The sequence below is a fragment of the Anabaena lutea FACHB-196 genome, from assembly GCF_014698305.1.
Lineage (GTDB): Bacteria > Cyanobacteriota > Cyanobacteriia > Cyanobacteriales > Nostocaceae > Anabaena > Anabaena lutea.
Map to the genome: position 1 here is coordinate 242,895 of NZ_JACJST010000002.1, position 26,775 is coordinate 269,669.

General features: G+C 40.7%; 19 protein-coding genes. 7 read left to right on the plus strand and 12 right to left on the minus strand.

Translation table 11 applies throughout. The annotated features are described in order from the left end of the window. Positions 1–40: 40 nt before the first annotated feature. The 5 genes from H6G59_RS03320 to H6G59_RS03340 all read right to left on the minus strand — a co-directional run bounded on the left by H6G59_RS03320 (position 41) and on the right by H6G59_RS03340 (position 4,798). Positions 41–868: a DUF3153 domain-containing protein gene (locus H6G59_RS03320; RefSeq protein WP_190711742.1), complete on the minus strand. Its 828-nt coding sequence runs from the start codon at positions 866–868 to the stop codon at positions 41–43. A gap of 14 nt (positions 869–882) precedes the next feature. Beyond that, positions 883–1,404 (minus strand): tetratricopeptide repeat protein, encoded by a 522-nt coding sequence (locus H6G59_RS03325; protein ID WP_190711922.1) that lies wholly within the window; start codon positions 1,402–1,404, stop codon positions 883–885. Between the two features lie 115 nt (positions 1,405–1,519). Continuing rightward, positions 1,520–2,410 (minus strand): acetylglutamate kinase, encoded by an 891-nt coding sequence (gene argB / locus H6G59_RS03330; RefSeq protein ID WP_190711743.1) that lies wholly within the window; start codon positions 2,408–2,410, stop codon positions 1,520–1,522. 128 nt (positions 2,411–2,538) lie between these two features. Further along, complete coding sequence (locus tag H6G59_RS03335; RefSeq protein ID WP_190711744.1) at positions 2,539–3,093, minus strand: shikimate kinase; 555 nt, start codon at positions 3,091–3,093, stop codon at positions 2,539–2,541. A gap of 52 nt (positions 3,094–3,145) precedes the next feature. Further along, entirely contained in the window at positions 3,146–4,798 is a 1,653-nt protein-coding gene (locus H6G59_RS03340) for an NB-ARC domain-containing protein (protein WP_190711923.1), read from the minus strand. Between the two features lie 427 nt (positions 4,799–5,225). Between H6G59_RS03340 and H6G59_RS03345 the strand changes: the two genes are divergently transcribed. Next, positions 5,226–5,420: a hypothetical protein gene (locus H6G59_RS03345; protein ID WP_190711745.1), complete on the plus strand. Its 195-nt coding sequence runs from the start codon at positions 5,226–5,228 to the stop codon at positions 5,418–5,420. Positions 5,421–5,439: 19 nt separating this feature from the next. On the opposite strand, the gene H6G59_RS03350 is transcribed toward H6G59_RS03345, so the two are convergent. From H6G59_RS03350 to H6G59_RS03360, 3 genes are all read right to left on the minus strand, one after another. Then, the gene (locus H6G59_RS03350; RefSeq protein ID WP_190711746.1) at positions 5,440–6,102 is read right to left on the minus strand and encodes a LapA family protein; all 663 of its coding nucleotides are present in this window, start codon (positions 6,100–6,102) and stop codon (positions 5,440–5,442) included. 202 nt (positions 6,103–6,304) lie between these two features. After that, positions 6,305–6,925, minus strand: coding sequence for a UbiX family flavin prenyltransferase (locus H6G59_RS03355; protein WP_190711747.1), 621 nt, complete (start codon positions 6,923–6,925; stop codon positions 6,305–6,307). A gap of 17 nt (positions 6,926–6,942) precedes the next feature. Then, positions 6,943–9,297, minus strand: a complete 2,355-nt coding sequence (locus H6G59_RS03360) for a ribonuclease R family protein (RefSeq protein ID WP_190711748.1) — start codon at positions 9,295–9,297, stop codon at positions 6,943–6,945. 1,150 nt (positions 9,298–10,447) lie between these two features. On the opposite strand from H6G59_RS03360, the gene H6G59_RS03365 reads away from it, so the two are divergent. Continuing rightward, positions 10,448–11,236, plus strand: coding sequence for a hypothetical protein (locus H6G59_RS03365; protein ID WP_190711749.1), 789 nt, complete (start codon positions 10,448–10,450; stop codon positions 11,234–11,236). An 88-nt stretch (positions 11,237–11,324) separates the two neighbouring features. Here H6G59_RS03365 and clpP read toward each other — a convergent pair whose 3' ends face one another. Further along, positions 11,325–11,930 (minus strand): ATP-dependent Clp endopeptidase proteolytic subunit ClpP, encoded by a 606-nt coding sequence (gene clpP, locus H6G59_RS03370; protein WP_127054511.1) that lies wholly within the window; start codon positions 11,928–11,930, stop codon positions 11,325–11,327. 519 nt (positions 11,931–12,449) lie between these two features. Here clpP and H6G59_RS03375 point away from each other — a divergent pair. Both H6G59_RS03375 and H6G59_RS03380 read left to right on the plus strand, forming a co-directional pair. Next, positions 12,450–12,605 (plus strand): hypothetical protein, encoded by a 156-nt coding sequence (locus H6G59_RS03375; RefSeq protein ID WP_190711750.1) that lies wholly within the window; start codon positions 12,450–12,452, stop codon positions 12,603–12,605. Positions 12,606–12,990: 385 nt separating this feature from the next. Continuing rightward, positions 12,991–15,048, plus strand: a complete 2,058-nt coding sequence (locus tag H6G59_RS03380) for a thioredoxin domain-containing protein (protein ID WP_190711751.1) — start codon at positions 12,991–12,993, stop codon at positions 15,046–15,048. A 483-nt stretch (positions 15,049–15,531) separates the two neighbouring features. On the opposite strand, the gene glgP is transcribed toward H6G59_RS03380, so the two are convergent. Further along, positions 15,532–18,096 (minus strand): alpha-glucan family phosphorylase, encoded by a 2,565-nt coding sequence (glgP, locus tag H6G59_RS03385; protein ID WP_190711752.1) that lies wholly within the window; start codon positions 18,094–18,096, stop codon positions 15,532–15,534. A 401-nt stretch (positions 18,097–18,497) separates the two neighbouring features. Here glgP and H6G59_RS03390 point away from each other — a divergent pair, with 401 nt between their 5' ends. From H6G59_RS03390 to H6G59_RS03400, 3 genes are all read left to right on the plus strand, one after another. Next, positions 18,498–18,686, plus strand: coding sequence for a hypothetical protein (locus tag H6G59_RS03390; protein ID WP_190711938.1), 189 nt, complete (start codon positions 18,498–18,500; stop codon positions 18,684–18,686). 986 nt (positions 18,687–19,672) lie between these two features. Continuing rightward, positions 19,673–19,789: a photosystem II reaction center protein I gene (locus tag H6G59_RS03395; RefSeq protein WP_015209277.1), complete on the plus strand. Its 117-nt coding sequence runs from the start codon at positions 19,673–19,675 to the stop codon at positions 19,787–19,789. A gap of 203 nt (positions 19,790–19,992) precedes the next feature. Beyond that, positions 19,993–22,578 carry a DUF3769 domain-containing protein gene (locus H6G59_RS03400; RefSeq protein ID WP_190711753.1) on the plus strand — a complete coding sequence of 862 codons (2,586 nt, stop codon included), beginning with the start codon at positions 19,993–19,995 and terminating at the stop codon, positions 22,576–22,578. 10 nt (positions 22,579–22,588) lie between these two features. On the opposite strand, the gene H6G59_RS03405 is transcribed toward H6G59_RS03400, so the two are convergent. Both H6G59_RS03405 and H6G59_RS03410 read right to left on the minus strand, forming a co-directional pair. After that, positions 22,589–24,097, minus strand: a complete 1,509-nt coding sequence (locus H6G59_RS03405) for a hybrid sensor histidine kinase/response regulator (protein ID WP_190711754.1) — start codon at positions 24,095–24,097, stop codon at positions 22,589–22,591. A 17-nt stretch (positions 24,098–24,114) separates the two neighbouring features. Further along, positions 24,115–26,535 (minus strand): GAF domain-containing protein, encoded by a 2,421-nt coding sequence (locus H6G59_RS03410; RefSeq protein ID WP_190711755.1) that lies wholly within the window; start codon positions 26,533–26,535, stop codon positions 24,115–24,117. Between the last annotated feature and the right edge of the window lie 240 nt (positions 26,536–26,775).

A 26,775-nucleotide genomic window follows, 5' to 3' on the forward strand; every position in this document is an offset into this window, starting at 1 on the left:
ATTTTGTTGTCTGAATCAGATGATGAAAATGTGAAAATCATCAATCTCTTTCTTGTAACTGGAGTTGGGGTTCTGGTAACAATGTATATCTCAAATAAAAACCACTCCAAACAAACAGAATAATTATCAAAGTACCAATACCCAACATATTAGGAAGCCAAAAGACTACTTCTATATGATTTAATTCACCTGGTTTGAGTTGCCAAACTATTTGATTTCCATGCTTTTGGGGTTGAATTGTATCTTCAGTTTGTTTAATATTTTTAACTCCCCAGGGTGTCTGCAAGCTAAAGTCTAAATTAAGAACTGAAGCAGTACCAGTTAAAATGTTTCCTTTGCTGGTAAGTGCAGAAAGGGAACGCAAATCTAAATCGTAAATCAAATGATTTCTCGATAATAGTAAAAAATTGTTTTCCTCTACTAGCAAGTTGGAAGCAATAGTTGGTATTTCTGAATCTTGGGGGACTTGATTAGAATTTTGAGAACTGCGGTAATTGAAAAATCCGCTAAACTTTTCTTGTAATTCTCGACCGTTACTGAAGGGAATTTTCACAATCAGTTCTTCTGGAGAAATTCGCTTTGCTGAACCTTCTAATTTTCGCGCTCGACGCTCTAAACTATTTAACCATTCCCAAATATAATCACCGCTAAAGCTGGTTAATTTTTCAGATAACTGAATATGCTGTACTATTTCGCCATTATTGGTGTTGTTATAGTTAATTCCTAAATCATATTGAACGCAACCAGATAATAGGAAAAAGGCACAGACTATCAGCCAGGAAATAGGTTTTAGTCTGATTTTGATAAACATGAAATTAATTCCTTTAATCAACGATAATACATTTTTTTGCAAATTAGATATATTCATGATTGGATCATCTCTCAAAAACTTAACCAAACTAGATAGGAAATAGTTAAACCAACAGCAATTAATGCTACCCAGATAAAACTATTATCTCTTGTATTCACTGTACTGAGGTCAACATATTCTGGTTCCGCAGACTTCTGTCTAGGGATAGATTTTTTAGGTTTAACAGCGACAAGTCTTTTGGAGTCGTTATCAGAAATTGCACCCAAATCGGGGATTTCTGTCATCCACTCCTTTGGTCTTTTCAGTTTGGGAGCTTGTAAGATATGGATTAACTGTCGTGCTTGTTTCTTGGTTTCCTGGTGGGGATGACGACGAAGTTGTTGACAAAGTGCGATCGCATCCTCAGTTCTTTCAGCGGCTTCATAAGCTGTGACTAACCAAATTTCCACCTCACCAGCCAAGCGTGTATTCCTAGCTAATAAAGCACTGGCTTTTTCTAAATTTTCTACAGCTTCCCGATATTTTCCATTTTCAAAGGCCAGTTTTCCAGCTTGGTAACGAGATTTGGCAATTTCTATAATTTCGGTACTCATTGTCATTGTTCATTGGTCATTAGTTATGGGTGGTGATTTGTAATAGTGAATTAAGAAGAACAAAAAGGTTAGGGTCTTTCCAATCACCAATCACCAATCACCAATCACCAAATTATTATTTAAACTGAGAACCCAGAATCATTGTCCCAATCCCGACATCTGTAAATATTTCTAACAGAAGGGCGTGGGGAATGCGTCCATCAATGATGTGTGAAGCTTTGACTCCTTGGGCGAGCGATCGCACACAACAAGTTACTTTAGGAATCATACCCCCACTAACTACACCATCGCTAATTAGTTGGCGAGCTTCCCGAATATCTACTTTGGGAATCAAGGTAGATGGGTCTTTATAATCTGTTAAAATACCCCGCGTATCGGTCAACAGAATCAGCTTTTCTGCTCCTAATGCAGCCGCTATTTCCCCCGCTACCGTGTCAGCATTAATATTGTAAGCTTGTCCGTTATCGTCAGCAGCAACACTAGAAACCACGGGAATATATCCATTTTTGGATAGGGTATCTAAAATCTTGATATTCACACTACTAACTTCCCCGACAAAACCAATACCTTCATCACCTTGGGGACGAGCCGTAATTAAGTTACCATCTTTACCGCAAAGTCCCACAGCCATACCACCGGCTTGGTTAATCAAGGAGACAATTTCTTTATTGACTCTACCCACTAACACCATTTCCACAACATCCATTGTCGCTGCATCGGTGACGCGCAAACCATTCTTAAACTGAGCTTCAATTCCCAGCTTACCTAACCAACTGTTAATTTCTGGGCCACCACCGTGTACTAAAATTGGTCGCAACCCGACGCAAGACAAAAATACAATGTCGCGGATAACTTTATCTTTAAGGGTGCTATCTTTCATCGCTGCACCTCCGTATTTGACAACAACGGTGCGACCTGCAAATTGTTGAATGTAAGGTAGTGCTTCGCTGAGGATTTCGACGCGATTAGCTTCAGCTTGTCTGATATACTCTGTATCGTTCGCCATTCTGAGGATCTGCCAATTTTAGATTTTGGATTTTAGATTCTACAGGATACAAGAAAAGATCATGGCAAATTATATTCACCCTTCTCAGAGATCCTCTTAGCAACTTAGTATCACAAAATTTCCTCAAATTAATTTTGCTGTTGAGAATCTTGATTTTTGAGAACGCTAGGAATTACTTTTAAGATGCGTGTGGCAATTTCTTCTGGTGTTTGTGTTTCGGTGATGGTAATATGTATATCTGCCTGGGAGTAAAGCGATTGGCGTTGTTCGAGGAGCGACCGCAATTTATCTTCAGGGTGAGAATTTTGTAAAAGTGGTCTTGTATCATCTTCTGCTAACCGACGCAACAGAATGTCCACTGGCGCATCCAGCCACACTATCAACCCGTGACGCAGATAGCCCCAGTTTTCTCGCCTCAGTACAATACCCCCACCAGTGGCTATAGTCAACTTAGTATAAGGGCAAACTTGAGCTAAAATTTCACTCTCCAATTGGCGAAATGCTGCTTCCCCTTCATCAGCAAATATCTCATTGATAGATTTTCTCGCAGCTTTGACTATGACATTATCAGTATCTAAAAACCCATAACCAAGTTGCTGTGCTAGTAAGCGCCCTACCGTCGTCTTACCCACACCCATCATCCCAATTAAATATAGGTTGACTCCTTTTAATAAATTACTCACCAAGTCACTTTACTCCAGTTTTATTATTTATTAGTCATCAGTGATAACTGATTTAAACCTTGCTATTAACAATACTTTTTTTCATGTCAATTTTCAATTGCGCCGCTAAAATTGGATTACGCAGCAATAAGTTACTTTCTGCCGATAGATGAGATTTAAAATTTTCTTCCATTAATCGTTCAATTATATAGTCCCTAAAAACGATGCCGGGGGATAAACAAAATAGTTGTGTGTTCATGAGCGGGTCTGTAGAATGAATGTCTGCCTGTACTTTAGCTTTCTCAATCAGCGATCGCCGTTGGAGTAATTCTATCGCTTCCAGAATTAATCTTTGTGCTAATCGTGGTGACAAGCCGGGGATAATATTACTCGGCACACTATGCATAGAAGCGCAATCTGGATTTAGCGCCAGCCAATATATAATAGATATCTCTAACTCTGACAAAGGATTGAACTGCTGGTCTAAAATCCGGCGAATATCACCAAACGCTAAACTACCTTGTTCCAGAAACTCATAGATACTACCACCAAATAAATCTTGAATAGTAGTAGCAACTAATTTCAAAAATAAGGGATTACCAGCGTAGTAGTCAATCAATACACCACATTCGGTATATTGAAATTCGGAGAATCCTTTAGCTTTGAGGATAAGTAGGCTATCTTTCCGGCTTAAACCAGTCAAGTTTACAGAACGAACAGGTAGTTTTTTTCCTTCAATAGCCGCAATTTCCGGCGGTTTTTCCCGACTAGTTAATAATAAGCAGCTTTGATGTTGGGAATCTCCCACCCTTCTAATTAATTCACCATAGCCCTCATAACCAGGACGATAACGAATCTGTGAAAGACCGTAAGGTGTATTCCCTAGGGTGGAAGATGGTACTGAGGTTTCATCTCTATCAGCACTAGATAAAATTGAGTCAACGTTATCTAAGACCAAAAGACATCGAGCATTGCGTAAGCTATTAATCAGTTGGGAAATTCTGCTATTCAGAGTTGCTGTCTGATCTATCTCTAGATTTGGCGACAATATCTGCATTATATTACTTAAGATCACATCTATCGGCGGGCATAGATGTAGCGATCGCCAGATCACATATTCAAACTGATCTTGAATCCCTTCTGCTAACTTGATCGAAAAAGCAGTTTTACCAATTCCACCCATTCCCAAAAGCACAACTAACCGACAGCGCTGTTGTAAAATCCATTCTGAAACTGTGGCTAATTCTGTCATCCTTCCACAAAAGCCACTGACATCAACGGCTTCACCCCAATCTTGAATTTTTGGGGATTTCAGTTCAATTAACTCTGTCTCTTGCTCTTTGGTATCTTTGATAAAAGTGACGATTGTGTTTAATTGAATCCAATTTTTTTTATACCCAGCCTTTTCTAATAAATGAGTCACATGACTCCAGTTTTTGACCTTGACTGAGTATCCAGCTTGACTACTCAGCATATCCTCTATGTACTTATATAATCCATTAGACAAATAAACTCTGACTGTACTGCTACTGCGACTTTGATAAACTCTATTCGCTATTTCCGCAGGACTACAACCACAAAGCAAACCTCTCAGGAATTTCTTTTCCACAGGTGTTAAGGCTTTTCTCTTTGCAGTAGCTAAATCTAAGTATAATTTCTCTAACTCCCAATTTTTCTGAGCTTCTATAAATTCTTCTTCCACTGGTTGAGAACCTACTACCACCATCATTGTTATTAGTATATTTACAGTGACTTTAGCGATATACTAACGTTTGTTATGTAAAGTCAGAATAAACCAACGATAAATTTATAACGAAATTAATAACGATTGTTAGGTGCGTTCTTATTTATTACTTAGGTATTCTTGAACTTAATGGAAATTTCATATAACTTGTTTGAAACTTTAAGGAACTAAATTCTGTCTATATAAAAATCCAACTTCATCTGGTAAGTGAATTAAGTGTTCCTCAATACTATCTTGCTAACAAGACAGTTTTTTCTTCTCAATGTGACTAATGGTAAGCCTTGATCACTTGCATCTCTCCGTGTCAAGGTGTAAAAAATAACTAACTTTTCCATTTTTGACAAAAAAAGCTTTATTCTCTCTCAACTAAACTCCCATCAATCAATGTGGTATGAATGAGGTTTCAGCTATGACTCGAATTCTAGACGTTGTGCAAACAGCTTTAGCAACTGGTTATTTAACTGTAGAAGCAGAAAATCAACTTAGACAACTTTTAACTACCCAGTATGACTTGGAGGATTTTCATGCCTTCATGACTTTGCAGGAAGCTGCTATGATGGGTAAAATTAAGCAGGAATCACGAGAGAAGTGTGGTATGAAGTAGGATCAATTAATTGATCAGTTTATCGGCGTGAGCCTTCATTTTCATCCTCAAAGTCGTCGTCTTCAAAGAAATCCCAATCATCATCATCTGATTGATTAGTAGTTGATGGTTGATATGGAGGGATAATTACTCGGTAATCAGCATCATAAATAGATTCAGTTTTTCCCACACCAGTATTTTTTGGTTCTTGAGCATTGTATGAGTAAACTGACCCAGGTTGAGAAGCAGTTCTAGGTGCTTGCTGGGGTTCGGAGGTTTTGGAACTGCCTGTTTGTGGTTGTTCTTCAAAATCCCAATCATCATCAGTAGGCTTTGGCTCCCAATCATCAAATTCCTGGCTGGTAGTGTAATCAGGTTTATTAGTAGGGGATGGTGGACTGCTAGGAGAAGGTGTAGATTCTTTTCTGGGAGTTGTCCTCACTCGTTGTGAATTTACAGGTGATTGGGAAGAAGTTCTTTCTGGTGGTTGAGCAAAATAATTAGTAAATTTCAATAAAGTGGCAATTAATATAGATGTGAAAGCACCGGTGGCAATGCTCAAGAAAATCCACAAAGCTAATGGTAATGCTTGAGTCCGCATCCCCAAAAATACCAATGGGAGGGCTGGCGACAGATTTTGGACTAACAACAGCATCAGTCCTCCCAGCACAGCTACCAACAGAATTAAGCGAATTACAGCCATAAGAAAGTGCAAAATGAACCGCGAAGACGCGAAGGACACGAAGAAAGAGAGAAAGAAGAGATCAAAAGATTCGGCGCAGTGTCTCGTAGAGAAGCGAATGTCAAGTTTTGATGATTAAAGAGATACTCCTGAACTGCATTTAACCCCTTTTAACAGTTATCAGTAAACAGTGATAACTGATAACTGATAACTGATAACTGATTTAACGATGACCTTGCCAGCGTTGGATGGGAATACAGTCAATATCCAGTTGATCTAAGGCACGGGCTACCACAAAATCAACTAAATCTTCAATGGTTTGGGGATTGTGATACCAGGCAGGAATAGCGGGGACGACTCTCACTCCTGTTTCTGCTAAGGTTGTTAAGTTCCGCAGGTGAATCAAGCTAAAAGGAGTTTCTCTGGGAACAATAACTAGTTTGCGTCCTTCTTTAATCTGGACATCCGCAGCCCGTTCTAGTAAATCGGAACTCAAGCCAACTGCCAGTTTTGCTACTGTACTCATGCTGCATGGTATGATGATCATCCCTAAAGTCCGAAAGGAACCGCTGGCAATACCAGCCCCAACATCACTCCAAGGATGACAACGCAGTTTACCTGATAGTGGCACTCCGGCTTGTTCTCGCCAAAATTGCTCTTGTCCTTCGGGGTCTGCTGGCATTCGGGTTTCTTGTTCTGCTTGCCAAACCATGTAAGTTGATTTGGAAGCAACTAGTTCAATCTTATACTCTGCTTCCAGAAGAAATTTAAGAGCGCGAATGGCGTAAATCAGACCTGATGCACCGGATACGCCCAAAATTAAAGGCTTTGTGTCATTTGGCACGCTATTATCCAGAATATTTACTCATCATCAGCATAGGGATCTAAGTCAAGAGATTCAAGGTCATTTTGTAAGTAAATGTCTGATATATCTTGATTGACTGCACCAATTCCCAAATTTTTGGCTACACCATCAACACCAACAGTGACTAAATCAATTTGCTGACGGTAGTAATCGACACTCTTTACTTGTACAGCAACGCGATCGCCTAATCTATAGGAAGCGCGATTTTTACGCCCAAATAGAGCCTGCTGTCTAGCACGATATTCGTACCAATCATCTTTGAGTGAACTGACGTGTACTAGTCCTTCTACCCGCAACGGTGTACCTAGCTGGGAACCAATTTCTAATTCTGCGGCTGGGACTTCGATTTCTACAAAGAATCCATAAGATTGAACACCTGTGATCACGCCGGGAAAAACTTGACCAATTCGCTGTTTCATGAGTTGGGCTTTTTGCAGTCCAGCTAAATCAGCTTCGGCTTCTTGGACTTCTTTTTCTCTGTCATTAATCTGGACAAGTACTCTGGTTAAATCACTTTGGAGTTCTTGTTGTAACTCTGGAGGGAGAACGTTCCAGTTAATTTCCGCATGACTGGAGGAGTGACGCAGGTTCACACGCTCTTTCACACGGGTATTGCGGCGATCGCGTCCGTATTCTAGTAGTGAATGGTATACCCTTTGCATGAGTAAATCTGGGTAGCGCCGCAGGGGAGAGCTAAAGTGAAGATACTGTGTTAGAGCCAAACCAAAGTGAGAACCTTTAGTTGTGCTGTACACAGATGGCTTGAGGGTATCTTGCAACAAATAGGTAAGAACTTGCTCAGATGGTGATTCCGCAAAAGCACTAGTTAGGTGTTGGTAATCTAAGGGTTGGATATCCGCATCTGGATCTAAAGTTAACTCTACACCTAAATTAATCGCTAGTTTCAGCATTTCCTGAACATCTTCAGTATCAGGTGTGCCTTGGACTCGCCAAATAGCAGGAACTCCCAAAGCGCTGAGGTGATCTGCGACCAGTTGATTTACTAATAGCACCAACTCGGTTAAGAGCGATCGCACAGGTAAATCATTAACTACCACAGCCCCCATCACGCCCTCATCATAGTAGGGATTTTGACTGGGTGGGAGATTCAACTGCAAGCTACCACGAGCTAATCGCGCTTGTTTGGCTGCTTGTGCCAAACTTTCTAAGTCCTGTAATATCTCGATACTCTCAGCAGCTACTTTTGTTGATTTACCTGTAAGAATCGCTTCTGCTTGTTGTTTACTTACAGCCTTGTCTACATTGATCACACTAGGTTGAATTTCCCAGTCCAACACTTCTCCCGATTGGGGATGAATTGTGATCACAAAGGATAAGGCCAAGCGATCGCTACCGGGTGATAAAGAACAGCGTTCGGCTACCGCATCTGGTAACATCGGCAGAATTAATTCTCCCAGATACACTGACTTTCCGCGCTTGAGCGCCTCTCGATCTAAAGGTTCATCAGGTTGGATGTAGTGGGAAAGATCCGTAATATGAACAATTAATCGCCAAGGTTTGTTTGGTATTTTTTCCAAACTAAAAGCATTTTCTACTACACGGTCATCACCATTTACCCCTTCAATGGTCAGAGTAAACAAATTACGTAAATCTACCCGATTTTTTAAATCTGCTTTGAGAAGCTTTTTAGGTAATTTAGCGGCTACATCGAGGACATTATCTGGAAAATTACGTGATAAATCATGCTTACAAGTTACTAAATCTATATCAGCCGCAGCTTCAGCATCACTACCGAGAATTTGCACCACTCGACCCAAGGGGGGATACTGAGCTAGGGGGTAACGGAGGACTTCTACATGGGCTAAGTGATCGAGGGCTTGATCTAATTTCATGCCGTTTGTGAGCAGTTTCAATTCAAACAGCAAACGATCATCCAAGGGGACAGCCCGAAAACCGCCTTCTACTTGCTTAATTCGTGCCAGCAAAGTGTGATTTGAACGCTCCAGAATCAGCTTCACTTCACCTTCAGGTGAACGACGGCGACTACCTTCCTTGAGAACTCTGACCAAAACGCGATCGCCATTCCAGGCATTACTCAAATGGCTTTCCCGGATGTAAATATCCTCAGATCCTTCCACATCTTGAATCGCAAAGCAAAATCCCTTACTAGAGCAACGGAGTTTTGCTTCAATTAACCCCTCTTCTGTCACCCGGCGGTATTTACCCCGTTCCTTCACCAACAGCCCTACTTTTTCCAGCACCTCCAAAGCAATGTGAAGTTTTTCTAGACTCTCTTCATCCTCACAACCGAGTTTCTTTTCCAAGACTTTACGAGCTACCAATTTATCATCGGTGAAATTGGCAAGGAGTGTAGCGATTGAAAATTCCATGCAGTGAACCGACCTTTGGTCAAAACATCATTTTTTGAAGACACTTACGTGCGGAGGTTCCCCCCCGTTGATCAGCCAGCACTGTGGGTTTCCCGACTTGAGGAGCCACTACATTGCTCTGGTCTAGAGAGTTGTAGCAAGCGGCCTGTGACTGGCGTTAAAGTGTCTGTTGTTTAATCTGGTTCTTCCCTGTATACCCTCACGAATTACAGAAGACATTTGCTACAAACGAATTATCTGTACTCCTGCGGAGAAGCAAGCTATGCGTAGCGTCTCGTAGAGAAGGCAAGGCTACCGAAGATCCTCTCAGAGTAAACCTCTGCTCGGACTTCTCACTGCACGACACTCTCAGAATCCGTCTGGTTTAAACTTTCTTTACCTAAGCAATCTTACAAAGCACTCCTGACACTCAATTTTGCTCCACCAGGTAATTACGCTATGGATTTTTGAGAGGATTGGTTTAGAGAACTCTCTATAATACCCAAAAAGCTTATACCTGCGGGAAACACAAGTGTTTGATTGTCTAGATTAAAGGTAATTTTCCACCATAAGAATCTGAATTTTAACTAGGAGAAACTGCCGATCAACCCAATTTTCCCATATGTAGAATCGGTAACAATTAGGTAAGCAGCTTAACAAGCCGTGAGGGCGAACCTTATCCTTATCATTGTAGATTTAGAGCGCACTTCCAGAAAATACTTTTAGATATCGAATTGGGTAATTAGTATAGCATTGAAAGGAAGAACACCCTAAGTTACTCAACAGTAGCCAAAAAGTATCGGCTCAAAAACCGGCTGCTGCTACAATCGTGACACATGATCATACCGCAAAAAGTACCCTGAAGTCCCAGGAGGAACACTAAAATTAAAGTGACTCCTGACCAGAGTTTTAAATGCATTGAAAAGATGTGACCTGTGTACACAGAAGACATCACGAAGGACGCAAAGAGAGAGAGACACGGGAACACGGGGACAGAAATTTGACTCCGATTGTAACCCCGCCCAATTTCAAGCGTCTAAATCGAAGATTCACACGGGGTTTTATACCCCTGGAACTTTCGTTCCTGACACGGGGCATCAGATGCATCAAACCCTCCGCGTCATCTTCGATCAACCGAGTAATTAAACAGATTTAGATTGGTGGCACTATTATGTTGGCTCAATTCCAGAGCTTGTATCCTAACGGCAGTATTATCTCGGAATTAGTACAAATTTTTCAAGGAAAATATATCGTCCGAGTCACTGTACAAATTGAAGGCATCACCCGCTCCACTGGTATGGCAGGAGCAGAAACCGTAGAAGCAGCTGAAGACCAAGCCATAAACAGGGCGCTCATGGTCTTGGGAATCACTAATGCAACTGAGGGAAAAGGTACATTTACCCCAAAACCAATTTCCTCTGTGCAGGTAAATCCCTCTTTAAATCCCTCAACTGTCCCACCTGAGTCTGGCCAAACCCCTCAGGATGTTGTCAGTAATCAATGGTCAACAGTCAACAATATAGAAAAATCTACACCTGATACCTACAACCAAGTGTTAGGTCAAAGTTTTCCAGAACATACTGCTAGAGAACAACAACTTGATCCCCCAGGGGAAAGCTTAAAGATATTATCAGATCAAGAATCTGACCATTACCCCTTACCAGGAATGACTCCTAGTAATGTCACACCATTTACCCCACGCAGTTATTCTCCTCCAGAAGATGTTGGTGTGCAGTTAGGTATAGGAACAAGAAAGAGAAAAAATGAACCAGTTAATTTATCTGATGTCATTGCCCAAACAGATGTCCAAATAGAGCGTTTAGGCTGGACTAAAGAACAAGGAAGGGAATTTCTCAAAAAAACCTACGGGAAGCTAGGGCGCTCTTTACTCAGTGAAGAAGAGTTGCTAGATTTTCTTAACTACCTCAAATCTCAACCAGACCCTATAGCTGGGTTTTAGAGAGTGCCGAGTCATGAGTTCTGAGTAATGAGTTGTGAGGAAAATTTACCCAAAACTCAGCACTCGGTACTCAGTACTCGGTACTCTCTTACACTACAGCCATTGGACGACTACCCGCAGCGTGACGGTCAATCACTTGGTCAATTAAGCCATATTCCTTGGCTTCTTCAGGAGACATGAAGAAGTCACGTTCAGTATCTTCAGCAATACGCTCAATTGGCTGACCTGTGTGATCAGCTAAATAATCATTTAGCCTTTTCTTGTGGTATAAAATTTCCCGCGCCTGAATTTCAATATCAGTCGCTTGTCCTTGAGCGCCACCTAGAGGTTGATGAATCATAATCCGCGAATGGGGTAGACTCATTCGCTTACCTTTAGCACCAGCACTGAGGAGGAAAGCGCCCATACTAGCCGCTAGTCCAGTACAAATAGTACAGACATCGGGGCGGATATGCTTCATGGTGTCAAAAATCCCCATCCCCGCCGTAACCGAACCACCGGGAGAATTGATGTACATATAAATGTCTTTCTCCGAGTCTTCAGCATCTAAAAACAGTAATTGGGCAACAATCAAGTTAGCAAGACTGCTATCAACCTGTTGTCCCAAAAAGATGATGCGCTCACGTAACAGCCGTGAGTAGATATCGAAGGCGCGTTCGCCTCGACCCGATTGTTCAATAACGATAGGAATCATGGACAGGTGCTTGTAGCTATTTTCCATTTATTCTATCGATGTCAATGGCTGATTGTGTTTAGACAGGCAAATGAATATTGAGAAAAATCTTGAGAACTAGAGAATATCAGTGTTTATTTCTCCATAATTCAGTTCTGAACAAGCAGATTCATCACACCAAACTATCTAAAATCTAAAATCTAAAATTCTTTAACGGACACTTTTTTAGTGCGACAAGCGTCTAAGTGGCTATGGTCATCTGAAAAGAGGGCTGAATAACAGGAAGATTAACTCCTATTCTGCCTCTTCTGCCCTTAGCTACCTCTTACCCTACACCTCTAGCTTGCCTTTATTGGAAAAATGTAGATTTCGATGACTCGAAATTATTTTTCAGGTATTAGTAACTTTTTTCACATTTTTCAAACTTGTTCTGGTTAATTATCCGGACATATTCGTCAAATCTGGTAAATCGAGAATATGAGGTGTATTTAGAATAACTAGTCTTACTTGAAATGCTATCAATTAAGAGAGAGAAGTAATATGCTGGAAAGACTTATACAAGCTGCTTTGATTACCTTTTTACTGCACCTGACAGCCGGACTCAATACTAGTACTCGAATTCCTGCTAAGGGTGTATCACCGATGTCTGAAATACCAGCGTCAGTCATCGGTTCCACAATTCACTTTTGGAAATAAGCTCATCAACTTTTAAATTGCATATCTCAGAAAAACTCTTGTGGTGTGGGCATCTTGCCCACCCTAATTATGCAAGTTAAATGTCCAACGGCTTAATAAAACTTCATCAATTGCCTGGGGATCGGTAAGATTATTCTGCGTTGTCTGTTCTCTCTTTTCCTCACTAAGTAGGTGGGCGTTAAAAAATATAAGATAGACCTAATTCTCTTTCCCATAATACGTAAGGGGGAGTCAAAGCCTGTCTCCTTGTAGAGGAGAGATTTACCAGAAAGGTTTTATATTTAATTGTGCCTAGCTACTTAGCAATGTAACGTTTGGTAATTAGGCGAAAATAATATTAAAAAGGTAGACTGAGCAAAAAAAGTAATTACCTGCTCTTACCCTGATGACTAATCGCCTTGCTGAAGCCAAAAGCCTCTATCTCCGCAAACACGCCGAAAATCCGATTGACTGGTGGTCTTGGTGTGATGAAGCACTTGCCACTGCCAGGGAACAAGATAAACCGATTTTTCTCTCCATTGGTTATTCTAGTTGCCACTGGTGTACGGTGATGGAAGGAGAAGCGTTTTCTGATTTAGCGATCGCTGAATACATGAATGCCAATTTTCTCTCCATTAAGGTAGACCGGGAAGAACGACCTGACCTGGATAGCATCTATATGCAGACTTTGCAGATGATGAGTGGTCAAGGGGGTTGGCCGTTAAATGTTTTTCTGTCTCCAGATGATTTAGTACCGTTTTACGCGGGAACTTACTTCCCTGTAGATCCCCGCTATGGTCGTCCTGGATTTTTACAGGTTTTGCAAGCTTTACGTCGTTACTACGATACAGAAAAAGAAGAGTTGCGCCAACGTAAAGCCGTAGTTGTTGAGGCATTGCTGACATCTGCGGTCTTACAAAACAGCAATACTCAGGATACTGAAGATCATGAATTATTGCTCAAAGCTTGGGAAACTAGCACGGGGATCATTATTCCTAAGCAAGTTGGTAACAGTTTTCCGATGATCCCCTACGCTGAATTTGCATGGCGCGGAACTCGGTTTAATTATGAATCTGAGTATGATAGACAGCAAGTTTGTACTCAACGGGGATTAGATTTAGTACTGGGTGGGATTTATGATCATGTAGGTGGTGGCTTTCATCGTTACACTGTTGATCCCACTTGGACTGTCCCCCATTTTGAAAAGATGCTTTATGATAACGGTCAGATTATCGAGTATCTGGGAAATTTGTGGAGTGCGGGAATACAGGAACCAGCTTTTGAGAGGGCTGTTGCTGGAACTGTCAAATGGTTGCAACGAGAAATGACTGCACCCAGTGGTTACTTTTATGCTGCTCAAGATGCTGATAGTTTTACTCATCCCACAGCGGCCGAACCAGAAGAAGGCGCTTTTTATGTTTGGCCTTACAGCGAATTAGCGCAACTGTTAACACCGGCAGAACTAACGGAATTACAACAAAATTTTACGGTTACGGCTAATGGCAACTTTGAAGGACAAAATGTTTTACAAAGATTGCATCAGGGTGAACTGAGTCAAACGCTAGAAATCTCTTTGAGTAAGTTGTTTGCGGCTCGTTATGGTTCTACACCTGAGACGTTAACAACTTTTCCACCAGCGCAAGACAATCAAGAAGCAAAAACAACCGAATGGCCTGGTCGGATTCCGACGGTGACAGATACAAAAATGATTGTAGCCTGGAATAGCTTGATGATTTCGGGTTTGGCTAGGGCTGCTGTGGTGTTTGGACAACCAAGTTATTGGGAATTAGCCGCAAAAACTGCGAATTTTATCTTAGATAATCAGTTTGTAGATGGACGTTTCTACCGACTTAACTATCAGGGTGAAGCAAGTGTTTTAGCTCAATCTGAAGATTACGCTTTTTTTATTAAGGCATTACTGGATTTACACCAAGCTTCCCTTCAAAATTCTGATTGGTTGGAAAAAGCTGTTGCTCTCCAAGAAGAATTTAACGAATTTCTCTGGAGTGTAGAACTAGGTGGTTACTTCAACACAGCTAGTGATAATAGTCAAGATTTAATCGTCAGGGAGCGTAGTTATATAGATAATGCCACACCTTCAGCAAATGGGATTGCGATCGCTAATTTAGTTCGTCTATCCTTATTGACTGATAATCTCCATTACTTGGATTTAGCTGAACAAGGTTTGAGAGCCTTTAGAGGTGTAATGAATAACTCTCCCCAAGGTTGTCCTAGTTTATTTACAGCTTTGGATTGGTATCGTAATTCCACCTTGATTCGGAGTAACCTTGAGCAGCTAACATCGTTGATGTCCAAATATCTACCAACTACCGTCTTGGCAATGGTATCAGAGTTACCAGAAGGAAGCGTTGGTTTAGTCTGTCAAGGGTTGAAATGTCTTCCCGCAGCAGCGAGTGTAGAAGAGTTGCTTCTCCAGGTGCAGCGCAGTCAAAATAGAATGTAATGGCAGATGATAGGTGATAGGTGACAGGTGACAGGTGACAGGTGACAGAGTTGAACGTCTCTTTGTGTCTAGGTTTTATCATTAGTTCATGTCCTAACCAACCTGGCTACAGCTATATAGGGGTTGCTGAATAAAACCAAGACCCGTATAAATCAAAGGTTTGAGGCTGATAAACAGGAAAAAAAGTGCAAAGATATAGTGTCTACAGGATGAAAAACCTTGCACTTTTGTGGAGTTCAAGAGATGGAAAAGAAGTTTTCATATCGCCTCCAGCATAGCTGCCTTCTGCCTCCTGCCTCCAAGCCCATGACTTACGTCACGCTGCGCGAACACGAGAAGACTTTCTCAGCAAGCCCTATATAATGGCAGCCGCTACAAAAATGAAATACAATTAAGGGCGGGAAACCCCGCCCTATAAAGGCTTTGCGATTTAAAACTTGACTTTACAGAGTTTAAAATCGCTATATATCAGACACAAAATGCTTACTCAGCCCAAGCGATTAACCTGGGTTCATAAGGACTAGCGAGGTGTTGGTTCTGGGGTAACACACGCAAAGACAAGCCCTGCAAACCAGAAGTGGTATAAGTGATACTTCCTGTGTAAACGCTTAATCCTTCACTATCCTGACCTTGGTAATCCATTACCACTGGAACAGCATTGACAATATCGCCATTAGCATCAATAGAACCTTGGTATAGTTCTACTTGCACATCATCATTTTTCAAAGTTGCTAAATCAACCTTAGCTTTTACCGCTACAGTTTGATTTACTTTAAGTTCTGAGACTGCGGAGACATCAACATCTTTGATTCTGATGTTAAACCAGTGTTGACCTAGTTTTGCTTTCCAATCTGCTAATTCTTTAGCAGGGGCGTAGTTATCAACAGTGAGGGTATGATAGCGATCGCTCGCGGGGAAATAAGCCCGTTGTGCATATTCCCGCACCATCCGTGCTGTATTAAAAAACGGACAATTTAACCGGATGGAATCCTTCATTTTAGCTACCCAGGGACGAGGTAAGCCATCACTGTCCCGATGCTCATAAAATAAAGGTACAACTTCTTTCTCTAGCAATTCATAGAGAGCGTTGGCTTCTACTTCATCTTGGTAATTGGGATCTTCGTAATTTTCACCATGTCCAATCGCCCAACCAGTACGGACATAATCAGCCTCATCCCACCAACCATCTAGTACGCTTAAATTCGGCAATCCATTCATTGCTGCCTTCATGCCGCTAGTACCAGAAGCTTCACGGGGACGACGGGGCGTATTTAACCAGATATCACAACCTGCCACCATCAACCGGGCGATGTGGATATCGTAATTGGGAACAAACACGACGTGTTTTTCTAAATGCTGTTCGCGGATGAAGTGATTGATATCGCGGATCAATTCTTTACCAGGGATATCTTTGGGGTGTGCTTTCCCCGCAATCACAAATTGGACTTTGCGATCTTTGTTACCTAGCAAAATTTGCTTAATCCGTTCTAAATCGCGCATCCACAGGGTAGCGCGTTTGTAGGTAGCAAAACGACGAGCAAAGCCAATGGTTAAAACTTTAGGGTCAAGCACTTCTTGGGATAGAGCGATTTCGGAACCAGAAGCACCGCGATCGCGCAAATGCTTCACTAAATGCTCCCGGACATACAAAATCATGTCTAAACGGCAACGTTCGTGATTGCGCCATAATTCCTCATCAGGAATAGCTTCCATCCGTTCCCACAACTGACTATCTGGTGGTGCTGATGACCAATTTGGGCCTAGATAGCGATCGTACAACTCTTGAGTTGATTTAGCCACACAACTCCGAGCATGAACACCGTTAGTAATGGCAGTAATCGGCACTTCTTCAACTGGGACTTTCTGCCACAGACCTTGAAACATTTGCCGCGAAACTACACCGTGTAGTTGTGCCACACCATTAGAAAATGTTGCCATCTTCAGCGCCAGCACCGCCATACTGAAAGGCGCAGATAAATCCCCAGTATTTTCTCGCCCCAGTCCTAAAAATTGTTCTTTAGGTAAGCCAAAAATATCTGCGTAATAGCCCAGGTAGTACAAAATTTTATCGGGAGCAAATAAGTCAATTCCCGCTGGAACTGGTGTGTGGGTAGTAAAAATATTACTGGAAGCGACTACCTGTTTGGCTTGAGCATAACTCAGCCCTTCTTCTTGAATCAAAAGACGGATACGCTCTAGGGCAGAGAACCCCGCGTGACCTTCATTCATGTGGTAAGCTGTTACCTTATAGCCCAACGCTTTGAGCATTTGTACACCACCAATACCCAGCATAATTTCTTGGTGGATACGCATATCGATGTCACCACCATACAGCTGGTCAGTGATATCGTGGTCGTAAGCGTTGTTAGGTTCAATGTTGGTATCCAGCATATACAGGGGTACAGTTCCCACCTGCACACGCCAGACTCTGGCATACACCTTACGTCCTGGATAATCTACCGCAATCCTTAGCTCAGAGCCATCAGGATTCTGCTCCAAGTGCAAGGGCATATTATAAAAATCGTTGATGAGGTAGCGTTCTTGCTGCCAACCATCAGCATTTAGATACTGAGCAAAGTAACCTTGTTGGTAAAGTAAGCCCACACCCACCAGAGGTAATCCCAAATCACTAGCAGATTTGAGGTGATCCCCTGCTAATACACCCAAACCACCGGAATAGATAGGTAAACAGTCTACCAATCCAAACTCAGCAGAGAAATAAGCATAGCATTCCTTACTTTGCTGAGGGCGTTGTTTTTGATACCAAGTGCGCTCTTGTAAATAATCTTCTAACTGACGAGCCGCTCTATCCATTTGCGCTAGGAAGCCTTCATCTTCGACAACTTCCAAAAGCCGCCCTTGGCTGATAGTCCCCAGCATCAACACTGGGTTATGATGGCTCGATTCCCATAAATCGGGGTCTAACCGGCGAAATAGGTCTTTGCTCTCAACATTCCAATCAAAGTGCAGATTGTATGCTAAATTTCGCAGTGGTTCTAGTCGCTGCGGTAGTGAAGGAGATACGTTGAATGTGCGAATTGGCTGCATAGTGTGACAAAAATTTAAATTAAGCTATGGTTATTGTTTACCGTCTTTCTCCAATGTTGCCAATTCTTTATACAATGTTTGTGAATTTATGATGACTTTCTTACGCATTGAGAAAAATTCTTCCAGGCGTTGCTAAACCTTACACCAAAACACGTTATCGGTCTAGAGGTTTGCTTCGTTCGTATTCCTAACTTAGTAAAATTTAATTTTTCCGTGATACTTGTATACTGCGATATACGCCAATAGATTTACCTTTAACACTGCATTAATCAGTGGTTTGACCTGCGGATTTCCACTACCAACTACTGGATCAACTACCCAAAAAATTTCAAGAAATTTTAATTATTTCTTAATAAATCAAGATTGCTAACTATTAAGATTCCTAATACTCTAGAAACGCTTTGCCAGAAAGTCGTTATAGCCGTCGGGGAAGCGCCTACTTGTTTAAACCAATGGTGAACTTCAATGTGATGGCTGAAGTGGGTGACGCTCGACTTTACAGCAGAATTCAGGAGTTAGGAGACGCTTCGCAGACCTTCGGTTCAGGAGTCAGGAGTAAAACTGGCTTGGTGTCTAGGTTTCAATTTTGATTCTGTACCCCATTGATCTGCAATCTGCTGTATATTTTTGACAATTAAAAAACCATATCAAAATCTAACAATCATTACATCGTGGACTAGGCAAAAAGTGATTATATAGCAATCTTAAATGATTTCTGATAGCTTGCGTGGCGTAGCCATAAAATATCTAAGTATTGTAGTGGGCAATGCCCACTCTACGTATATGTTCAAAAATCAAATAGTAACCCTATAGTTATTAAGCTGCTTGGTATGTGTATTTTTGTAAAAAATAGCTTGTTGATATCAGTTTTCGCACGAAATTCTTAACAGATTACAGTCTTGGAAGCCGGTAAAAAAAATCTGTTTTATCCTATTAAGGATGAGGAATTTAAAAATATTCAGTTAATTTTGCACAGGTACTGATGACAAAAGTTTGAAAATAGTCAGAAGCAGCATAACAACAGGACTTACTCACAAGTAACGGAAAAACAAACCAGGTAAAGTTAAAGCGTCATTTATGCAGAAGAGCTACGCTAACTCGCAGCGTACCGCAAACCTAAAATTTATTACCGCGTACATTTCAGTAGCGATAGAACATATATCGCTAAAGCGCAGCCTCTCCGACAGGAGAAGGAAAGGAAGGAGGTTTTTAGAGAGTTATTAAAATGATTGTGACAGATGGATAGCGCAAAACCATGACTTGTCTATGTTTCACAATCTAAACTCTAAAATTCCCAATTCAAAATCGTACAAGTAAGAGGAATTTGAAGCGCTTGGGAAACCTCTAGCATCAGTTAACGTCAATGAGAGTGGGTGTTAGATTCTCAATTTGGGCTTGTGAATGCAAAATCTAAAAATTAGCCAGGTTCAGACATAGAAGCACCTAAACTCAAGAGTAAAGTTCTCTCACCAAAATTCTCGAAAAAAGAACGAGATATGGGTAAGATAAAGGAGCTATATTTTCTGTATAGCAGATTGTTGAGAGCTTTTTTGTCATACCCCTGGGAGATATTTTTATGGTGACTTTAAAAATCGCTGTTTATATTGTTGTTGCATTCTTTGTCGGAATTTTTGTGTTTGGGTTTTTGTCAAACGACCCTGCTCGTAACCCCGGACGGCGAGATTCAGAGTAACAACGCCACAAATCATCCACAACAGCTGGAAGGTGGAAGACACTAAACGCCCAAACTCTGGCGACCAACTTGGAAAAATGATACAGTGTCATCCTCTTGGCGGCTTACTGCAAGTCAGCAGAAGGCGAAAGTCGGAAGGCAAATGTGTAATTAATCCTTCCGGCTGGATACCTGCCTTTTTGCTAGCTTGATTGTCTTGAGATATGCTTCATCCAGTTTTGCCACCTGACTCACCCCCCATTGTCGAATATTTAAAACCTGCCACTTCTCCCGCTTCTGCTTCTGCGGTAGAGGAACAGGCTGATGTGCAGCAACTGGCAACTCCAGGAAACTTGATTGAGACTGACAATGGACTGCCCAATTCCAACCGGGCTAATCAGGATAACTTAGTAGCGGCCAAACCTTTACCTTTAACCCCTGAGCCAGAAAAATTACCACCGGAGTTTTCTCCCCTTAGGGCTTCGAGGACTGCGGCGTTTTTAAGAAAATCATTGGCAGTTACGGCTCCCCAAGTGGAAACTGCTGACAATAGCAACACTTCATCTTTAAAACAATCGTTGGCAGTTACGGCTCCCCAAGTGAAAACTGCTGATCATAACAACACTTCATCTGTTACATTGTCAAAAATTTCTGGTGAAGTTGTCAAGAAAAAAAATTTATTGTTGTCTCAGTCACCAGTTGTTATCAAAACATTAAGTCCAGCAGAACAGCAAAATTCTGTGACTTTAGAGGAATCTGAGGGCAAAATTAATCTGGCAGGAGCTATTGGGGAAACCGCACAAAATTCTCTTCCAGTCCAAAATATTATTGAGTTTAAGCCTCGTAATCCCAGTAACCAACCTTCAACTTCTACTACTGTAGAATTTCCCCCACCCCCAGCAACTATTCCAGCAGATCCACCATCTGGGAATACTCCACAAGTAAGACAAAGAGTTGTAGAGGTAATCGCCGACCGTCAAGAATATGATGAGCAAAGGCGGATTGTAACCGCAGAAGGTAATGTTGTGGTGCGATTTGATGGGGCGGTTGTAGATGCCGATCGCTTGCAAGTAAGTTTGGATAATTTAATTGCTGTGGGGGAAGGCAATGTGGCTTTAACCAGAGGCAATCAGGTACTCCGGGGACAACGTTTTACCTATAATTTTGTCCAAGACAGTGGAGATTTGGAAAATGGCAGTGGGGAAATTTACGTTCCCACAACTCAAACAGATTTCGCTTTCCAACCTACCTCTCCCACTCTACCTACAGATATTACATCTGGGGGTGTACCCAGTCGTCCACCAAGCGATCGCATTCGCGCCAATCAGCCTGTAACTGGGATCAGTAGTCCTGGAGGAATTAATGTTACTATCGGTGGTCAAGCCGATGCCAGAAACATTGCATCACCGCAAACAGGTGGTATTGTCAAACGGTTAAGATTTGAAGCCCAACGCATTGACTTCTATCCACAGGGCTGGCAAGCTAACAATGTGCGGATTACTAATGATCCATTTTCACCACCAGAATTAGAATTACGTGCGGATAAAGTGACGTTGACGCGAGAAGCACCTTTGGTAGACCGCATTACCACCCAGCGTCAGCGTTTAGTATTTGACCAAAATTTGACCTTACCTATTCCCATAGATAACCAAAAAATTGACCGTCGGGAACGCCAAGTTGAGCCATTTATAGTCTCTCCAGGGTTTGATGGTAGTAAACGAGGTGGTTTTTTTGTTGAGCGTAATTTTGCGGCAATAACTACTGATCAGACAAATTTGAGCTTTACACCGCAGTTTTTTGTGCAGAAAGCTTTTACAGACAATAGTAATGTTGCGGATTTGTTTGGTGTGAAGGCAAAACTGAATGCTGTTTTGAGTGCTAAAACTACAATTGAAGGAAAGGGAGAATTAACCAGTTTTGATTTCAACAAAGTAGAAGATAATCTACGGGGGAGTTTGCGGTTGCGGCAGTTATTAGGTGAGGTGAATCCACATATATTGAGTCTGGAAACGAGCTACCGCGATCGCCTTTACAATGGTACTCTCGGCTTTCAAACTGTTCAGAGTAGTATCGGTGGAGTGATTACTTCCCCGATTATTCCCTTGGGAAAAAGTGGGATTAATCTCAGCTATCAAGGAGGCGCTCAGTATATTGATGCTAATACTGACCGCCAAGACTTACTTGAGCCACAACGTAAAAATGATCGCATTTCTCTTGGTCGCTTACAAGGTAGCGTGGCTCTCAGTACGGGCTTCTTACTCTGGCAAGGAAAACCATTACCAGCCACTCCCGCTGAAGGATTAAAATATACGCCCAATCCTTTAGTACCTTACTTGCAAGCGATCGCAGGTGTTACGGGTACTACAAGTTATTACACAAGTGGCGATAATCAAAGCACCGTGATTGGGACAATCGGCTTAGTTGGACAAATTGGTAATTTTTCTCAACCTTTCTTAGACTACACAGCCTTTAATGTTAGTTACTCCCAAGGTCTTAACAGTGGATTATCACCATTCTTGTTTGACCGTTCAGTTGACAACAAAGTTCTCAGTGCTGGTATTTCACAGCAGCTATATGGGCCACTACGCTTAGGATTTCAAACCTCTGTAAACCTGGATACAGGTAGAGAAAGTAGTACAGATTACCTTTTAGAATATAGTCGCCGCACCTATGGTATTAGCTTACGTTACAATCCAGTGCTGGAATTAGGTAGTTTTACCATCCGCATTAGTGACTTTAACTGGAGTGGTGGTACTGATCCATTTTCTGAGGTTAAGCCAGTTGTGGGTGGAGTCAGTCAGGATAGGTAATTGATAACTGTTAACTATTCACTGGTAACTGATTTAACGGTAAGGTAACAGTAAATAAAGTCCCCACACCAACTTGGCTGCTAATCTCAATTTTACCTTTGTGAGCATCAACACACCTTTTAACAATTACTAAACCTAGTCCATTGCCTGGAATTGATTGGACATTGGAAGCTCGATAAAAAGAATCAAAAATTTTCTCCTGGTCGGTTTCAGGAATGCCAATGCCTTGATCTTGAACACGAAAAATTGCTGTGCCTGTCAATAAATTACAGGTCAAACTAAACTGAATCTTAGCATTTTCATGAGAGTATTTAGCTGCATTAGAAAGTAAATTTATGAATAAGTAATGTAAAAGTACTTCATCCATAACAGCATCAGTTTTATCGCTGTGACAGGTAAAGATGATTTCCGGGCAGCTAGATTCAAGAGTAGAAAATTCTTCTATTAAGTCTCGACAAAATTTTTCTAAATTAATGGTGGTTGGATTATATATCAGTTTGTCTGCCTCAGCCTTACCCATGAAAAGCACATCTTCCATAAGTTTTTCCATGCTTTGCACAGCACCATAAATTCTGGTTAAATAAGTTTTTCTTTTTGTTTCTGTTAAATTATTGCCTTGAAGTTCGATAAGTTCCACTGCAGTTTGAATTACAGTCAAAGGATTACGAAACTCATGGGAAACAGTTGATATAAATAGAGACTTGAGACGGTTCAATTCTTGCTCTTTTTTCAAGGCTTGCTCTAAGTATTCTTTTTGACGACGTTCACTCAGATCCCAGAACACAACCACTGCACCAGTGATCTCATTAGGTCTCCGTCTCAGTGGTGAAGCACTGTCACCAATAGGTACTTTTTTTCCGTATTTGGTAATTAAAGAGGTAAATTCTCCCAAATAAACAACCTGTTGCTCCCGTAGTACGGTGAATACAGGATTTTCTATTATTTCTTCTGTAAGTTCATCAATAAGATGTAGTATATCTGATACATTTGTTCCCAGCGCTTCTTCTTGCTGCCAGCAAGTCAACTTCTGAGCGGCGGGATTCATAAATGTGACAATTCCCTGGTCATTGGTAGCAATTACTGCATCACTCATGGAGTTTAACAAGGTTGCTAACTGATCTCGATTTTCCCGCAGTTCACGTTCTAATTTATGTTGTGACAAAGCTATCTCAATCGATATACGTAAATCTTGGATAGTAAATGGCTTGACAACATAACCGAAAGGTTGAGTGATTTTGGCACGTTCTAAAGTATGATCATCACCATAGGCAGTCAGAAAAATCACAGGTATATCACACTGCTCACGAATATCACCAGCAGCAGTAATCCCGTCCATTTCGCCTTTCAGAATAATATCCATTAAAACTAGTTCTGGTTGAGTTTCTAATGCCTTAGCAATAGCAGCTTTTCCAGAAGAAGCCGTACCTGTAACAATGTACCCTAATTGATGTAATTGACTAGCAATAGTTCTAGCCACAATTATTTCATCTTCAACCACTAAAATTTTAGCTTGCCTCATTTGCTATGAAATTGTACTCATGTTAACTGCGGAAATTGAATGTGGAATAATGTTCCCTGGTTGCGTTCTACAGTAATATTACCTTCTAATTGTTCTGTAACCAAGTCATATACTAACGAAAGACCCAAGGAATTAGTATTTTTCCAATCTAAACCTTCTGGCAAACCTATGCCATTATCTTGAACAACCAGTTCAATATTATTATCAAGTTTATGCAGTTTAATGATGATTAAACCCTGCTGTTGATTAGGGAATGCGTGCTTGATAGCATTGGAGATTAACTCATTAACAACTAAACCACAGGCGATAGCTTCATCAACATTTAATTTTACCGAATCTATCTGAGTTTCAATAATAATTTTATCAGGTACTATTTGATAAGAAGTCAGCAGACTAGATGTTAAATTATTGATATATTCAAAAATATCAAGTTGTCCAATATTAGGAGAAGTATAGAGATTTTTGTGAATCAGAGATATTGACTCAATGCGATTTTGGCTTTCTCGGAGTGCTTTGATAACTTCCGTATCTTTGGTTGTGTGAGATTGAAGTTGTAGGAGACTAGAAACAATTTGCAAATTATTTTTAACTCGATGATGAACTTCCTTGAGCAGAACTTCTTTTTCAGCTAAAGCACTTCTTAACTGAACTTCTGCTTTTTGTCTTTGCTCAATTTCAATTTGAGCTTGTTGAAATATACTAGATTGTTGAATAGCGATGGCTATTTGTACTGTCAGTTGATCAAGCAAATCTAATTGATTTTCTTCCCATTCACGGGGTGCAGAACATTGGTGAGCAATGAGTAAACCCCAAAGACCAGAACCTGAATTTTCCCCACTTGATTCTAGTAAAATCGGGACAACTAAGTTAGCTTTGACTTCAAACTGTGCTAATAAATTAAGATGACAATCAGTCAGTCCAGCAGTGTAAATATTACTAGTTGCTCGTTTCCGTCCTTGGTGATATTGTAATCCTGCACCTGATTGAAAACACATATCTTCAATTTTTATTCCTAAAGCAACTGTCCATCCAGCAACTACAGATTCCGCTACAATTTGACCGCTCATATCTGGAGCAAACTGATAAACTACGACACGATCAACCTGCAACAAGTCTCGTACTTCTTTAACAGTTGCATTTAAAATCTCTTGAAGATTAAGAGATTGACGAATGCGTTGAGCAATAGTTCGCATTAATTGCTCCCGTTCAGCTTGAGCCTTGAGTGCTTGCTCAGTTTGCTTGCGTGCTGTAATATCTTTACCAATACCAAGAGTTTCACCTTTAGGAAGCCGGACATTAGTCCAAGATGTATCCATTGTCCGACCATCGCGGAGATGATTTCTAAAGTCTTTCCAAACTGGTTGTGCAGACTCTATAAAATCAATTACTGATTGACGATATTCAAGATTAGGATATAATTCTGCAAAAACATCATAAGTTTGGAAATCTTGCAAATTCCAACCTAAAGTCTGCTCTAAATTTTGGTTTACCCACAAAATTTTACCATTAATATCGTTCAGTGCAATCATCAAAGGAATGTTCTGGAATATGGATTGTAAAAACTCATTTTGTTCTCGGAGTTGAGTTTCAGTGTGTTTGCGTTTAGTAATATCATAAAATACTATTAATATCACAATATCTTGATTAAAACTTAGATATTGCAGGGAAGTAATAGCCCAAATAAAAGAACCATCTTTTCTTTTAAAAAGAATTTCCTGTCCATGCAAATAGCCGTTGCTAGATAGAGTTTCTATGAGTGAATTTAATTCAGATATTTCATCATATAAATCTGCAATTTTAGTATTACATAATTCTTCATAAGAAAGCTGGAATGTTTGCATTAACTCTGAGTTAGCATATAAAATCAACCCATCAGATACGCGAAAAATCATCAAAGGAATGGGAATGGCTTGTGTCAGATCCCTGATTTTGCTATGATCAGATTTTTTATTAAAATTTAGTTCTATATTGAGAATTACTTGTTTGCTGATATATTTTAAAGCTGTTTGTTCCTTAGCACTCAAGTTACGAGGAACAAAATCCATGACACACAAACAACCTAAAGCCACGCCACTAGAATTAATTAGGGGAACTCCTGCATAAAAACGCAAATAGGGTTCTGAGATAACAAGAGGATTATTCGCAAACCTTGTCTCCTGTAATGTATCGGGGATAATCAAGATTTCATTTTGGAGAATGGTATAACTACCAAAACCAACATTTCGCGGAACTTCTGATACGGTTAGACCAACTTTTGATTTAAACCATTCCCGTTCAGCATCAACTAAACTAATGCAAGCAATAGGTGTTTCGCACAAATCGGCAGCTAGTTGGACTAAATCATCAAAAATTTCTTCAGATTCTGTATCGAGAATTCGATATTCATATAGTACTTTTAATCGATGGTATTCATTTTCAGGTAATTGTATTTTATTCATTTTCTATAAATAGGATTTGGTAACAAAGTTATAAAAAAATAGTTAATTTCTTGTGAAAATCTGATAATTAAAGTTATTATCTCGCTATATTTTCATATGGAAACTGGTTTTTTCGGTAAACTTTATGACTTTCCACACATCATCTTAAGGTGAAATAAAAATTTGTATCAAAGAATATAGGATATATTCTCCGCAATTTTTACCCGTTCTCACATAATTTGTAACACATTGTTAAATATC

Bases quoted from the DNA above. Each gene is read 5' to 3' on its own strand.
- H6G59_RS03350 (WP_190711746.1), bottom strand. From the start codon at position 6,102: ATGGCTGTAATTCGCTTAATTCTGTTGGTAGCTGTGCTGGGAGGACTG.
- glgP (WP_190711752.1), bottom strand. From the start codon at position 18,096: ATGCAGCCAATTCGCACATTCAACGTATCTCCTTCACTACCGCAGCGA.
- H6G59_RS03410 (WP_190711755.1), bottom strand. From the start codon at position 26,535: ATGAATAAAATACAATTACCTGAAAATGAATACCATCGATTAAAAGTA.
- H6G59_RS03395 (WP_015209277.1), top strand. From the start codon at position 19,673: ATGGTGACTTTAAAAATCGCTGTTTATATTGTTGTTGCATTCTTTGTC.
- H6G59_RS03405 (WP_190711754.1), bottom strand. From the start codon at position 24,097: ATGAGGCAAGCTAAAATTTTAGTGGTTGAAGATGAAATAATTGTGGCT.
- H6G59_RS03365 (WP_190711749.1), top strand. From the start codon at position 10,448: ATGTTGGCTCAATTCCAGAGCTTGTATCCTAACGGCAGTATTATCTCG.
- H6G59_RS03360 (WP_190711748.1), bottom strand. From the start codon at position 9,297: ATGGAATTTTCAATCGCTACACTCCTTGCCAATTTCACCGATGATAAA.
- H6G59_RS03325 (WP_190711922.1), bottom strand. From the start codon at position 1,404: ATGAGTACCGAAATTATAGAAATTGCCAAATCTCGTTACCAAGCTGGA.
- clpP (WP_127054511.1), bottom strand. From the start codon at position 11,930: ATGATTCCTATCGTTATTGAACAATCGGGTCGAGGCGAACGCGCCTTC.
- H6G59_RS03345 (WP_190711745.1), top strand. From the start codon at position 5,226: ATGACTCGAATTCTAGACGTTGTGCAAACAGCTTTAGCAACTGGTTAT.
- H6G59_RS03340 (WP_190711923.1), bottom strand. From the start codon at position 4,798: ATGGTGGTAGTAGGTTCTCAACCAGTGGAAGAAGAATTTATAGAAGCT.
- H6G59_RS03375 (WP_190711750.1), top strand. From the start codon at position 12,450: ATGCTGGAAAGACTTATACAAGCTGCTTTGATTACCTTTTTACTGCAC.
- H6G59_RS03320 (WP_190711742.1), bottom strand. From the start codon at position 868: ATGAATATATCTAATTTGCAAAAAAATGTATTATCGTTGATTAAAGGA.
- argB (WP_190711743.1), bottom strand. From the start codon at position 2,410: ATGGCGAACGATACAGAGTATATCAGACAAGCTGAAGCTAATCGCGTC.
- H6G59_RS03400 (WP_190711753.1), top strand. From the start codon at position 19,993: ATGCTTCATCCAGTTTTGCCACCTGACTCACCCCCCATTGTCGAATAT.
- H6G59_RS03380 (WP_190711751.1), top strand. From the start codon at position 12,991: ATGACTAATCGCCTTGCTGAAGCCAAAAGCCTCTATCTCCGCAAACAC.